Origin of the sequence: Paraniabella ginsengisoli (assembly GCF_022513635.1) — a bacterium.
GTDB classification, from domain to species: Bacteria; Bacteroidota; Bacteroidia; order Chitinophagales; family Chitinophagaceae; genus Niabella; species Niabella ginsengisoli.
In genome coordinates this window covers 1246680-1260124 of the sequence record NZ_JAKWBL010000001.1, presented here as the reverse complement: position 1 = coordinate 1260124, position 13445 = coordinate 1246680, and the positions used below count along the sequence as shown (strand labels likewise).

The following is a 13445-nucleotide window of genomic DNA, read 5'->3' as shown; positions in this document are numbered from 1 at the left end:
GTGAACAGGTATGAAAATGTTTGGGTGGAGAACAAAGCAAAAGGCACCGAAACTTATATATGGGCCGTTGGTAAAAATGATCAGAAGCTCTCCTCTTTACGTGATAACATGCCTGAAGAAGATGAAGATTATTACAATGAAGAAACAGAAGGCAATGATGCTGACAGTTTAAAGCTGCCCGACTTAAATGATCCTGCCGAAAAAGCCAGGATGTTGATCTATGCGCAGCATTACTTCAGAAAAAGTTATGCACTGGCAACGCTTGTAGAAAAAGAATTCGTTTCAAGTGGCCGCACAAGCCGTGGTGTGCAGCAGCGAAACCATAAAGGCATTTGGGTATTACAAGCTACGGGCATGCCAAGTATACTTGTAGAAATGGGCTTTATTAGTAATAATGATGACCAGGCTTACCTAATGAGTGAGAATGGGCAGAAGACAATTGTAGAAAATATTGTTAATGCTGTGAAGGTTTATCTGGAAAAATATGGATAACATAAGTTATTTGAACTATTTTCCTGAATTTTGACCGTTGACTAACAAAAGAAATCAGGCATATAATTTGTCTAATGACCTATATTGCAATACTTATCAATCTGACTATCAAAAATATGTCAAGACGCGACTACAAAACCTTATGTAAATTTATAAAGGAAATGAACCATAAGCGCTTTGAATACCGAAAGTTATGATGTATTTTGACGAATCCGAAAACTAGTAGACAGGCTCATAAGGCAGGGCATGTGGCAAAAAATGAGAAATAAAATTAACGTATGAAACGAAGCATGATTTATTTTCTGAAAACCCAGAAATGTATAGTCAGCGTTTCATCAGACCAAATTAAAGTATAAAAAATATCCGGATGAAAATTTCAAATGAAGTAAAAGTTGGAGCGCTGGCGATAGTATCTATAGCGATACTTATCATTGGATTCAGGTTTTTAAAAGCAAAAGACATCTTCAATCATACACCAAAACTCTACGCTATTTTCAAATCAGTGGGTGGCCTCGAAAAGTCAAACTTTGTAAAAATAAACGGTTTAACGGTAGGTAACGTTTATTCTTTGGAACCAGCAGATGAAAATGTTACCGCAGTAAAAGTTACAATAAGTATAACTGAAGATGTTAATATACCATCCAATTCTGTTGCCTTCATAGAAGGAAGTCTGCTTGGATCAGCCAACATAGTTATTGAGAGAGGGGATTCTAAAACTTTGTTGAAAGATGGAGACAGGCTTGCAACAAAAGAAGAGGCTGGGCTTTTGGGCAATCTTACTTCGGAAGCGAAACCTTTAATGGGTAAAATTAAAACAGTTGCTGATTCTGTAACATTGCTGCTTTCCAACTTCAATCACATTTTAAATGCCGGTACGCAAAGAGATGTGCAGAACGCGATCGCCAATTTAAATTATTCAACTGCATCGCTTAATGCTTTGCTAAACGGAATAAATAAGCCTTTAGCACAAACACTTGACAATGTAAGTGCCATAACAGGTAATCTTAAAAATCAGAATGAAGCTATTGAGGGCATTTTAAATAATGCCAATACATTTACAGGCAATCTTAAACAATTACAGTTTCAAAATACGGTTGATAGCTTAAACGCTACGATCGCAAATCTTAATTCAGCTGTTAACAATATCAGCAATCCCAACGGAAGCCTTGGCGCTCTTATGAATGACAGGCAACTTTATAATAAGATGAATGATGTATTATTAAGCATGGAAATTTTACTGGATGATCTTCGCGTACATCCAAAACGCTACGTTAATATTTCTGTGTTTGGTAAAAAAATAAAGCAGGTGAATTGACCGCCCCTGCTATAAAAGATTCTGTTCCCAAGTGATAAGAAAAAATTCAAGACCCCATTTTCTACTATTTCCCGTTGCAGTGTTGCTACTTGGTTGCTTCGTTGCATATAGTGCTTCTGTCAATAATGTAAAAAGAGTTTTTTACGATGTGGCAGAAACCACAGTATTTTTTAGGATACCATTAAGCTTATAAATGCCAAAACGCTTACCATACAACCTGATAGTAAGCTAACATTATTGGAAGGAGATGTGATCTTGCAGCAGGGTAATACTATTTTCAAAGCAGACAAAGCAGTTAAAAATGACAGCCTGAATGTTTTTGAAGCATGGGGGCATGTTCATATTAATGACGCCGACACCACTAATATTTATGCTGATCATTTAAAATATTTCGGAGAACCTCAATTAGCTAAACTTGATGGTAATGTAAAACTCTCTGACGGGCAAGCTACGCTTACTGCGCCCAGCCTCGATTATGACATGTCGACTAACATGGGTATTTATAAAGAAGGCGGAAAAGTAGTTAACCAAAAAACAGTAATTACCAGCAAGGAAGGTGAATATTATTCTGACATAAAAGATGTATACTTTAAAAAGAATGTGGTGGTTAATGACCCCGCATATCACATAACCACCGACTCTTTACAGTATAATACAACCAGCCAGGTTGCCACTTTTATTACGATGACCCATATTAAGGATAGCTCTAACAGAAGCATCGATACCAAAGAGGGTTATTACAATCTTAAAACCAAACAGGCTGAGTTTGGCCAAAGACCCTTTATTAACGACAATAATAAATCTACGTTGGTAGCTGACAATGTGTATCTCGATGACAATATAGCAACAGCAGAAGGCAATGCTATAGCCGTAGATTCTGTTCGTGGAACAATAATTATTGGCGGTCGTATTTTTCAAAATAGATTGAATGAAGCTATCCTGGCTACACAAAAGCCGGTGATGATCATCAAACAGGATAATGATTCCATTTACGTTGCAGCTGATACTTTATTTAGTGCAAAGCTTTCTGATCTTTTTGAGCAAGTTCCGGTAACATCCGACACATTAGCTAATCTGAATGAAAGTGATGAAACGATACCTCCTATCGAAAAAGCATTAGTACAAGATAGTATGTCTGCTGAAGTGAAAAACCAATTAGCACAAAACGATACCGTTCCAAACATTACGGAAAAAGATATTTTACAAAATGACAGTAGCATTGACAGGGTAAAAAAAGAAGTATTAGAAAACGACAGTACTTTCGATATTGCCCAAAAGAATGTGGTAAAGAACGATAGCATTATTAACCTGGTCAATAAAAACAAATCTAAAATCGAAGATGTTGTTGAGCAGACACAGAATAACCTGCCGAATAAAGACAGCGCTGTGAGCATTGTAAAAAAAGATGCCCGGATGATTGCGCAGGATACAATAAAAATAAACACTAAATCAACCAGCGATAGTACTGACCGTTATTTTGAAGCTTTTCATAATGTTAGAATATATTCCGATTCGATGCAAGCCGTTTCAGACAGTTTATTCTATTCTTTCAAAGACTCAACCTTCAGATTATATAAAGACCCGGTTGTTTGGGGAAAAGAAAGCCAGATAACCGGAGACACAATTTTGTTGCATACAAAAAATAAGCAGCCACATTGGATGGAAGCTTTTAAAAATGGTTTCATGGTTAATTATGTTGGTAACGAGGCATATAATCAAATTAAGTCAACCAGGATAGATGCTTACTTTATTGATGGAGGTCTTGATTCTGTTCGTGCTAAAGGCTCTGCAGAATCTATTTACTATTTACAAGATGATGATAGCGCATTTACAGGCATTAATCAGTCAACCAGCGATATTATCGATTCCTATTTCGAAAACAAGCAATTACATAAAGTAGCATTCCGAAATAATGTAGAGGGAACTATTTATCCTATCAAGCAAAAATCACCCTCCGAAATGAAGCTTGAAGGTTTCATCTGGCGCGAAGGGGTAAGGCCGAAAAGCAAGTATGAGTTGTTTCAGTAGGTGAATGGATAATAGTGAATAGTTAATTAGCCAATGTGATAATTAGCTAATGTGATGATGATGGTTTCAGGTTTTCAGGTTTGACGTACATCGTAATTCGTACATCGTACATTTCCTGTTAATCTTAATAATCCAATAAATCATGGTTCAGACAATTGCGAATAATATGTAGGATTCCATATATTCCACAGTTGAACGGAGCGACGCAAGATTGATCCCACATATTTATTGCCCGGCTAATAAAAAACAATATTTATCTTTCCATTGTTTTTATCGAAAGACCAAACAAAAATATATTTCTAACAACCGTCATCTATCAACTGATTAAAACTTGCTACGCCGCACATTAGAAATAATAGGAAATAGTTTTAAAATGGCTCTTCAGGAGTTACTGAAAAACAAGCTGCGAACTTTTTTAAGTTTGTTTGGGGTTACTATTGGCATATTCTGTATCATTGGCGTATTAGCTACTGTTAATAGTTTACAACGCAATATTCAGAACGAAATAAAATCGATGGGCAATAATATTATTTTCATCGACAAATGGGTTTGGAGTGGCGGCCCTGATTATCCCTGGTGGAAATTTGTGAACCGCCCCTACCCTAAATTCTACGAATTAAAAGAAATTAAAGAACGATCGCCCAGTACACAATATGCTGCTTTTTTTATGATATTTCAGATAATATAGAATTTGCAGGTTCTGTTTTAAGTGGTGTAAAAATATACGGAGCCAGCGAAGAATATAATGATATACAAAAACTTACTTTTTCCAATGGCCGGTATATTTCTGATGCAGAATTCAACTACGGCACCAACGTTGCTGTTATTGGTGATGAAGTGGCCACCAAGCTTTTTGTATTGCCGGAAGCCGCGTTAAATAAACAACTAAAGCTTAAAGGACGGTTAGTAAAAGTAATTGGCATTATCAAAAAGCAAGGGAAGCAAATAACGGGTGGTTGGGATTATGATAAAAGCATTATCATTCCTTATAATTTTGCCAAAACCATTTACCTGGAGCGCTATTCAGATCCCAAAATAATGGTGAAAGGCTACGAAAATATAACCAGCACCGCTTTGAAAGACGAGCTTGAAGGCGCCATGCGCAGCATTCATCGCCTTAGCCCTACTAAAGAATCAGACTTTGCCTTAAACGATCTTAATGATATAAGCAAAGAAGTTGAAGCAGCTTTTGTGGGATTGAATATTGGTGGCGCCATTATTGGCGGTATTAGTTTGATCGTTGGCCTTTTTGGTGTGGCAAATATCATGTTTGTTACTGTTAAAGAGCGCACGCCGCAAATTGGTTTAAAAAAGCGATTGGCGCTAAACGCCATATCATACTTACAGAGTTCTTATTGGAAGCTGCCTTTCTTTGCATCATTGGCGGGCTTGTTGGCCTTGGGCTTGTTGCCGGCTTAGCACTCATTCTTACCAAAGCTCTTGAATTTCCTATATATGTCTCCATTTCCAATATGGTGTGGACCTTCATCATTTGCATCCTTGTTGGAATTATTGCTGGCATCATTCCAGCAATGCAAGCCGCAAAAATGGATCCGGTGGTGGCGATAAGGAGTTGACAGATGACGGCTGACAGATGTTAGATGTAATTTCGTTCATCATACATCATAACTCGTACATCGTAATTCGTTCATCGTGCATAAAACGCAATTGATTGATTGTGTCACCGTCAACTGTCATCTATCATCTGTCAACTCTTCTACAATCTGCAAATTACTTTTTACATTTGCCCCATGCCTACTATTTTAGCAATAGAATCCAGTTGTGATGAAACATCCGCCGCCATTTGCGTCGACGGAGAAATATTATCAAACAATATAGCAACGCAGGCCATGCATGCGCAATATGGCGGTGTCATTCCCGAACTGGCGTCGCGCGCACACCTGCAAAATATTGTACCGGTTGTAGATGTAGCATTACAAAAAGCGGGTAAAGGTTTGCAAGATCTGGACGCCATCGCATTTACCCAATCTCCAGGGTTGATCGGTTCATTACTTGTTGGAGCTGAATTTGCAAAATCGCTTTCGCTTGCCTTACATAAACCATTGATCGCTGTAAATCATATGCAGGCACATGTTTTAGCCAATCTCATTCCCGAAAGAAAACCTTCATTTCCTTTTTTGTGCCTCACCGTAAGTGGCGGGCACACACAAATTGTGCTGTGTAAAGCACCTTTACAAATGGAAATAATTGGAGAAACGATTGATGATGCAGCAGGCGAAGCTTTCGACAAATGTGCGAAGTTACTGGGGCTTCCTTATCCTGGCGGGCCATTGATTGATAAATATGCCAAGGAAGGTAATCCGGATCGATTTCAGTTTCCTGAGCCAAAAGCGCAGGGGTACAATTTTAGTTTTAGTGGATTAAAAACAGCCATCCTTTACTTTTTGATGAACGCCGGTAAAAGCCAGGTTTATAAAGAAGATTTTGCTACGACAGACGAGGAACGAAAACAATTTATAGATAGTAATCTTGCTGATATATGCGCTTCCGTTCAAAAGAGAATTATCACAATACTATTAAACAAGTTTAGCAAGGCAGCAAAAGATCTGGATGTAAAAGACATCTGTATTGCCGGTGGTGTTTCGGCCAATAGTGGACTGCGAAAGGCTTTTACAGAATTAGGTGAAAAAAATAATTGGAACACATTTATTCCGGAATTTCAGTATTGTACCGACAATGCAGGTATGATAGCTATTACCGCATATTATAAATTGCTTGATCAAAAATTCGCATCGTTAGACATACAACCTGCCGCAAGAGGATTTGAGTAAACTTGTCAATAGTGAATAGTCAAAACTCATGATTTAAATATTCAACATTTAATATTTATCATTCTTATGCCTAACCCTTATTTTAAGTTTAAACAGTTCACTATTCATCATGATCGTTGCAGCATGAAGGTAACTACTGACTCCTGCTTATTTGGGGCTTGGGTTGCTCATAAAACAAATGGTTTAGGTTCAGATAAAAATATACTTGATATTGGCAGCGGTAGCGGATTATTAAGTGTAATGCTTGCTCAACAAAGCTCCGCAAGTATTGATGGTATTGAGTTGCAGCAAAACGATTATATACAAAGCCTGGAAAATATTTCCGCTGCAAATCGCAAACATCAAATTCATGTTTCCAGTCTGACGCAAGAACTTTTGCCTATCAAAAGAAATACGACGTAATTATTTGCAATCCGCCTTTTTATGAGAGCGATCTAAAAGGAAATATTGAAAGCAAAAATATAGCGCATCACGACACCGGCTTAAAATTGCAAGAGCTTGTTGCTGTAATAAAAATGCAATTAATGCAGGACGGCGATTTTTATCTATTACTCCCCGCAAAACGCATTGATGAAATTGAGAAAATAACCGAAGCCCAAGGTTTATATATTAACGAAATAATATTTGTACATCAAACTGAAAAACATAAGCCTTTTAGAATTATAGTTAGAGGCTCTTTCAAAAAGGAGAATAAACAAATAAGAGAACTGACAATAAAAGTTAATAATGTGTATACACCAGATTTTATAAAACTTTTAAAAGATTATTATTTGAATTTTTAATCTTATGAAAACAGTAAAATATTTGTCAGGCTGAGCTTGCCGAAGCCCCTCCAACAGCCCTTCGACAGGCTCAGGGTGACATTGGGTATGATAGTAATTCAACTGCTGAACGGAGCGTCGCAATATCGCTCAATAGCAGCACTGTCGCCGGTTTCAAAAGATCACAACGATACTTTCTTGCCCGTAGCAACAGCTTTATAAATAGCTTCTATAATCTTCAGATCTTTTAAACCCTCTTCGCCATCAACAGGAACAACAGGTTTTTTACCATCGAATAGTATACCCGCCATTTGGTCCATTTGTTCTGTTTGATGCACTACAACCGGTGCATTTATTTCGCCTTTATTTGTTTTGCCTTTTATAGGCCCATACCCCGTGGAAGGCAGCATTTCAGCAAACCCCTTTTCACCGTTCAGGAAAAATCTGTCCAGGTTATTCATGTTATAAGTAGATAAACAAGACGCTACCGCACCGCTTTTAAAACCAAACTGGAACTGTATGGTCTCATCAACGCCTTCTTTAAACTTCACAGGATCCGTCTTTGTTTCCTGCGCTGTTACCCAAATAGGCTCTTCGCCAACCATATAACGGCAGCCATTGATAGCGTAAATACCAATATCCATCAAAGATCCCCCACCTGCAAGCGCTTTGCTTAATCGCCATTGCGCAGGATCGCCAATGCGAAAACCACATAGACCCTGAAAGAATTTTATTTGACCAAAGTCGCCTTCATTCCGCATGCGGATCACCTCTAAAGTGTGGGGTTCAAAATGCATCCTGTAGCCAATCAACAATTTCACATTTGCTTTTTTACAAGCGGCAATCATTTCTTCACCTTCCTTTACATTAATAGCCATTGGCTTTTCGCAGATCACATGCTTGCCCGCTTTAGCCGCTCTTATGGTAAATTCACGATGCAAAGAATTAGGTGTAATAACATACACCGCATCTACTTCCGGATTATCTTTTATGCTATCAAAGTTCTGGTAATTATAACAACTCTTTTCAGGTACATTATATTTAGCGCTCCAGGTTTTAAGTTTATCGGGCGTTCCACTTATTAAACCTGTTATTTTTACACGCTTACAACTTTGAATAGATTCGGCAACTCTTTGAGCATACCCACCAAGTCCCAGTAATGCTACGCGCAACACTTTATCATCACTTTTATATATATTTCCTAAGCTTGAGGCATTAATAGTTAAAAATGGTAATCCGGCGGAAGCCATAGTGATGTTTTGTAAAAAAGCCCTTCTGGTTTTCATTCGTAATATTTTAGGTTTTTAATGGTCGAATGCCCACCCGGATGACCGGTCGGACGGGGTACGCCTCAATACATAACCTCGCGTGAGAATATCTATCGTAAGCGTTTCATTAGTTATATTTATTGCTAAAATCAGAAACTAGATACATACATTTTAAACCATAGATCACATGTCAGGCTGAGCTTGCCAAAGCTCATTCAACAGGCGCTGAGTGACGATATACCCAACACATTATTATCGACTTGACACTATATCAACTCAAAACGCTATTGGCTAAATTTAATACTTTTTGTAATTGTTCGTCGGGCGTAAGGTTCGTATTATCTATTTCAATGGCATCTTTTGCCTTACGCAAAGGGCTTATTTCACGATTGGCATCAATATAATCGCGCATTTCAATATTGTGCGCCACTTCTTCAATAGTTATATTCGGGTTCTTCTGATACAATTCTTTAAACCGGCGCTCAACCCTAATGGCGTTATCGGCTACCATAAACAGCTTTAATTCGGCATGTGGAAATACAACGGTACCAATATCCCTTCCATCCATAATTACGCCTTTCTTTCCACCCATTTTTTGCTGCTGGCTTACAGCATAAGCTCTAACATCAGCTAAAGCAGCAACTTCGCTTACTTTTTCAGCAACGATCATTTCACGAATCAAATATTCAACATTCTCATCGTTCAAAAATATTTCTACTTGTTCGCTTTGCTCGTTAAACCTGAAATCAAGTTCAATTTCCTGCAGCGCATCTTTAACCTGTGTTGTGTTAGCAATATCAATATTGTTTCTCAAAAAATATAAAGTAATAGCACGATACATGGCACCGCTATCAACATAAATATAGTTGAGTTGCTGTGCCAGCTGCTTGGCAATGGTGCTTTTACCGCAACTTGACATTCCATCTATCGCTATTATAATTTTTTTGCTGCTCATTAGGGCGCCGGAAACTTTTTCCTAAAGATAAAATTTATATTCTTAATCAGTAGTTTTGTTATTTGTAAAAGGAAAACAAATAAAATATTTATTATAAACCAAAAACTTTGTTCCTTTTGTATTCCTTGCGCTCTTTGTGCGAAAGTTCATTAAGCTAAATAAGCACCGGTGATCTCATTTCCATTAACTTCAACAATGATGTGTTCCTGCAAAGTAGTGGCTAATGAAAAACCTTTATAATTGGCGTTGATAGGGAATTGTGTATGCGAGCGCTCTACCAATACCAGGGTCTGAATTTTTTTGGATGATAATTCAGGAAAGGCTTTAATGCATAAAGCAGCGTTTTTCCACTATTTGTTACATCGTCAATAACAATGATCACTTTTCCATCAAAATTCATTTCAGTATTAAGTTGAATATCTTTCGGCTTAGCCTTGTCAAAATTCATAGTCAGCAATTCAATCTTAACATCTGCAGCAGCCTTTACAATTTTCTGAAGCTTTTTTGCCAGAATCACGCCGCTGGGCTCTATTCCAACAAATACTAACTCTTTCTCTTCAATATTGTTTTCAATTATCTCCAACGCAAGCCTCTTTAACTTTTTTTCAATCACATCACTTTTTAAAATATATCGTTTTTCCTTACTCATGTCTAAAATATTGTTTTTATTATAAATGAATCTTCGTATTGACCTTCGAGGTTTTAAAAACCTCGAAGGTCTTAAAACAATTGGTCAGACGGAGACCGTCATACTGGATCAACTTCCGTCAACAAAAATATAAATACTCGTTAACATCGTGTAAATTAGCACATCTAACGGATCAGGTATGCAAATAGTACAACAAATTTTATTCGCCTTGCTAACAGCGGCGGCTATTTTTCTTTTTTCAAAGAATATGCTTCGCATACGCCGAAACATAAATCTTGGGCGCAACGAGGAAATAAACGACAATAAATCATTACGCTGGAACAATGTATTTTTATTGGCCTTCGGCCAGAAAAAATGTTTAGAAACCCATTGGTTGGTGTTCTTCATTTTTTCGTGTATGCAGGTTTTATTATTATCAATATTGAAGTACTTGAAATTGTTTTAGACGGATTGTTTGGAACACATCGCTTATTTTCCGTACCGCTTGGCAGCTTCTACATTTTCTTAATAAACGCTTTTGAAGTGCTGGCCTTGCTTGTTATTATCTCCTGCGCAGTATTCCTTATAAGAAGAAATATTATTAAAATAAAACGCTTCATCAGTAAAGACCTTGCCGGATGGCCATATAGTGATGCTAATTATATTTTAATTACTGAAATCATTTTAATGTGCCTTTTCTTAACAATGAATGCATCAGATACTTTGTTACAATCGCGTGGTGCTGCGCATTACGCTGAAGCTAATACAGGTGCTTTCATTATTTCTCAATACATTCAGCCACTTATAGGCGGCATGAGTGATGCTACTTTGATCATCATTGAAAGAACTTGCTGGTGGTTACATATCGCTGGCATTTTTGCTTTTTTAAACTATCTTCCTTACTCCAAGCATTTGCATATTATATTGGCTTTTCCTAATGCCTATTATAACAAGCTTGTTTCAATGGGAAAGATGGAAAATATGCAGTCTGTACAGAACGAGGTTCTATATGCCATGCAACCTGAAGTTGCTCCTGCCGACGCAGCGCCGCCAACCAAGTTCGGAGCAAAAGATGTGATGGATTTAAGCTGGAAGAATATACTGGATGCTTATTCATGCACCGAATGTGGCAGATGTTCTGCAGCCTGTCCCGCTAACATGACGGGTAAGAAATTGTCTCCCAGAAAAATCATGATGGATACGCGTGACCGCGCGGAAGAAGTAGGCAAAAATATAGATGCGAATAAAGAATTTACTGATGATGGTAAAAGTTTGTTGCATGATTATATTTCTGTTGAAGAACTTCGGGCCTGCACCACTTGCAACGCCTGTGTACAGGAATGTCCGGTAAGTATCAATCCGCTGGATATTATATTACAACTAAGACGTCAATTAGTAATGGAAGAAAGCAATGCGCCACAGGAATGGAATGCCATGTTCAGCAATGTTGAAAATAATTTTGCACCCTGGAAGTTTAGTCCTGATGATAGGGATAAGTGGGTGGAGGAAATGAATTAGTCAATGTGATGATGGTTTCAGGTTTCGAGTTTCAGGTTCAACGTTTGTGCAGTCTACATCTGCGTTTTTGACACGTACATCATAATTCGTACATCATAGATTGATTGGCGAAGAATATATAGGCTGGGATATATTCCACAAAAAAGTGTGCGACGCAAGATCGATGAGATATGTTCATCAGCTGGGACAATAAAATTCTCATCTCTTCTCCGCTTCATCAATCTTATCTGACACATTTTTTTCTGTACAAACATGCGCCACGCTTGTATAAGTGCGGTTACAAAAAATATGCCTGCAATAACATAATTGACTACCGATTGGTTGTTTTGAATTTTTGAAGCAATCAGTCTGCCTCCAAAAATAAACAGACTGAAACCTATCAACGTCCCAAGTCCAATGCCGGCGGTGTAAAAATTATAATGATGCTTATTAGGCAGCAAGATCTTTTTGGTAAATAAAACCGTACTCCAGCCAAACCAAAAAGGTATTTGCATCGGGTTTATAGCGCCCATTACAAGACCCAAAACATAAGAAGGCAAATTGTTATTAAGAATAACATTTTTGCTTACGTGCGGATTAGAAGCAGCAATAAAGCTGGCTACGGCAAGGGCAAGGATGATCAAAAGCGTAAACCATTCCAGAAATTTAAAGATCTTTTGCTGCTTCCTCACCCAATCCATTGCCACTAAAGAAATACGCACATATACCATTTCAGCGGTTAAAGCTCCCAAAGAGAAAAGTACGGCATTGCGAACGGATTCTGCAATGGCTATTTGCATTGCCGCAATGTTCAGCGTACCGAGTGGCAGCGTGCCCAAAAAGCTCACCAGCATTCCAGTAAAAAAATTCGGATCGTTCCTTTCATTAGTAATTAGAGCTTATGCATTTTTTCCTTGTAACATAGGAACAAAAGAAAAATTATCAAAGTATTCTATATCAAGTCCATCCTCTAGTTTAGTAACCCTTCGCATTTGCTGCACATTACCAATATCCACCGGTATTACCATCTTTGCGCCCACCTTCATTTGGTCGATCAATTTCGGAGGAATCTCGGGCGCAGCGGCCGTTACGATCACTTTATCAAAAGGCCCGTAAGTAGGTAAGCCCTGAAATCCATCACCATAAAAAAACTTGATAGACTGATATTGCTTTAGGTAGGCAAACAATTTATTTTCATCAAATAGTTTTTTTGCCTTTCAATAGTAAATACTTTAGCGCCAAGTGCAGCTAAAACTACCGCCTGATAAGCGCTTCCCGTACCAATTTCCAGTACCTTGTCGCCTTTTTTTATTTCCAGCAACTCCGATTGATACGCTACGGTATAAGGTTGTGAAATGGTTTGCCCTTCTCCAATAGGAAAAGCTTTATCAACATAAGCAACATCACCAAATGCCGAGTCAAGAAAAAAATGCCTGGGCACATTGTTAATGGCTTCCAATACTGTTTCATCTTTAATGCCTTTTGCACGCACAGTCTCTACCAACTTCTTTCTAAGTCCTTTATGTCGGTAAGTATCTTCTAAGCTACGCCTCATGGCGCAAATGTAATATTATAGTTGACAAGTTGAAAGATTTACAAGTTGACAAAAAATTTTTATTGTCCCAACTAATGAATACAACTCATCTTCGTTGCCACGCTCGCTTGTACTGTAGAATATAACTCAACTTACATATTCTTCGCTATTGTCT

17 protein-coding genes are annotated in these 13445 nt (G+C 37.9%); 10 read left to right on the top strand and 7 right to left on the bottom strand.

Going from position 1 to position 13445, the window contains the following annotated elements; translation table 11 throughout:
• From MKP09_RS07060 to MKP09_RS07025, 9 genes are all read left to right on the top strand, one after another.
• On the top strand, positions 1-492 hold the full coding sequence (locus MKP09_RS07060) for an N-acetylmuramoyl-L-alanine amidase family protein (protein WP_240827054.1): 492 nt from the start codon (positions 1-3) through the stop codon (positions 490-492).
• A gap of 367 nt (positions 493-859) precedes the next feature.
• Positions 860-1807, top strand: coding sequence for an MlaD family protein (locus MKP09_RS07055; protein WP_240827053.1), 948 nt, complete (start codon positions 860-862; stop codon positions 1805-1807).
• 249 nt (positions 1808-2056) lie between these two features.
• Positions 2057-3835 (top strand): OstA-like protein, encoded by a 1779-nt coding sequence (locus MKP09_RS07050; protein ID WP_240827052.1) that lies wholly within the window; start codon positions 2057-2059, stop codon positions 3833-3835.
• Positions 3836-4166: 331 nt separating this feature from the next.
• Positions 4167-4523: an ABC transporter permease gene (locus MKP09_RS25590; RefSeq protein ID WP_262915144.1), complete on the top strand. Its 357-nt coding sequence runs from the start codon at positions 4167-4169 to the stop codon at positions 4521-4523.
• Positions 4472-5254 carry an ABC transporter permease gene (locus MKP09_RS25585; RefSeq protein ID WP_317235265.1) on the top strand — a complete coding sequence of 261 codons (783 nt, stop codon included), beginning with the start codon at positions 4472-4474 and terminating at the stop codon, positions 5252-5254. Before MKP09_RS25590 ends, MKP09_RS25585 begins: the two co-directional genes overlap by 52 nt.
• Positions 5191-5412, top strand: coding sequence for an ABC transporter permease (locus tag MKP09_RS07040; protein WP_240827051.1), 222 nt, complete (start codon positions 5191-5193; stop codon positions 5410-5412). The genes MKP09_RS25585 and MKP09_RS07040 overlap by 64 nt, the downstream gene beginning before the upstream one ends.
• Positions 5413-5586: 174 nt before the next feature.
• On the top strand, positions 5587-6627 hold the full coding sequence (tsaD, locus tag MKP09_RS07035; RefSeq protein ID WP_240827050.1) for a tRNA (adenosine(37)-N6)-threonylcarbamoyltransferase complex transferase subunit TsaD: 1041 nt from the start codon (positions 5587-5589) through the stop codon (positions 6625-6627).
• Positions 6628-6750: 123 nt separating this feature from the next.
• On the top strand, positions 6751-7029 hold the full coding sequence (locus MKP09_RS07030; RefSeq protein ID WP_240827049.1) for a 50S ribosomal protein L11 methyltransferase: 279 nt from the start codon (positions 6751-6753) through the stop codon (positions 7027-7029).
• A 122-nt stretch (positions 7030-7151) separates the two neighbouring features.
• Entirely contained in the window at positions 7152-7409 is a 258-nt protein-coding gene (locus MKP09_RS07025) for a hypothetical protein (protein WP_240827048.1), read from the top strand.
• A 161-nt stretch (positions 7410-7570) separates the two neighbouring features.
• Here the strand turns inward: MKP09_RS07025 and MKP09_RS07020 are convergent, their stop codons facing one another.
• The 4 genes from MKP09_RS07020 to MKP09_RS07010 form a co-directional block, all read right to left on the bottom strand.
• A complete protein-coding gene (locus MKP09_RS07020) occupies positions 7571-8674 on the bottom strand; it encodes a Gfo/Idh/MocA family protein (RefSeq protein ID WP_240827047.1) in 1104 nt (367 codons plus the stop codon).
• Between the two features lie 253 nt (positions 8675-8927).
• The gene (gene cmk, locus MKP09_RS07015) at positions 8928-9611 is read right to left on the bottom strand and encodes a (d)CMP kinase (protein WP_240827046.1); all 684 of its coding nucleotides are present in this window, start codon (positions 9609-9611) and stop codon (positions 8928-8930) included.
• A 149-nt stretch (positions 9612-9760) separates the two neighbouring features.
• Complete coding sequence (locus tag MKP09_RS25580) at positions 9761-9892, bottom strand: hypothetical protein (protein WP_262915143.1); 132 nt, start codon at positions 9890-9892, stop codon at positions 9761-9763.
• Positions 9886-10260: a phosphoribosyltransferase family protein gene (locus tag MKP09_RS07010; protein ID WP_240827045.1), complete on the bottom strand. Its 375-nt coding sequence runs from the start codon at positions 10258-10260 to the stop codon at positions 9886-9888. The genes MKP09_RS25580 and MKP09_RS07010 overlap by 7 nt, the downstream gene beginning before the upstream one ends.
• Positions 10261-10614: 354 nt before the next feature.
• Between MKP09_RS07010 and MKP09_RS07005 the strand changes: the two genes are divergently transcribed.
• On the top strand, positions 10615-11757 hold the full coding sequence (locus tag MKP09_RS07005; protein WP_240827044.1) for a 4Fe-4S dicluster domain-containing protein: 1143 nt from the start codon (positions 10615-10617) through the stop codon (positions 11755-11757).
• 53 nt (positions 11758-11810) lie between these two features.
• Here MKP09_RS07005 and MKP09_RS07000 read toward each other — a convergent pair whose 3' ends face one another.
• The 3 genes from MKP09_RS07000 to MKP09_RS25570 are packed head-to-tail and all read right to left on the bottom strand — an operon-like array spanning position 11811 to position 13291.
• The gene (locus MKP09_RS07000; protein WP_240827043.1) at positions 11811-12590 is read right to left on the bottom strand and encodes a LysE family translocator; all 780 of its coding nucleotides are present in this window, start codon (positions 12588-12590) and stop codon (positions 11811-11813) included.
• Positions 12591-12635: 45 nt separating this feature from the next.
• Entirely contained in the window at positions 12636-12923 is a 288-nt protein-coding gene (locus MKP09_RS25575; protein ID WP_262915142.1) for a protein-L-isoaspartate O-methyltransferase family protein, read from the bottom strand.
• Complete coding sequence (locus MKP09_RS25570; RefSeq protein ID WP_262915141.1) at positions 12908-13291, bottom strand: protein-L-isoaspartate O-methyltransferase family protein; 384 nt, start codon at positions 13289-13291, stop codon at positions 12908-12910. The genes MKP09_RS25575 and MKP09_RS25570 overlap by 16 nt, the downstream gene beginning before the upstream one ends.
• Positions 13292-13445 lie beyond the last annotated feature (154 nt).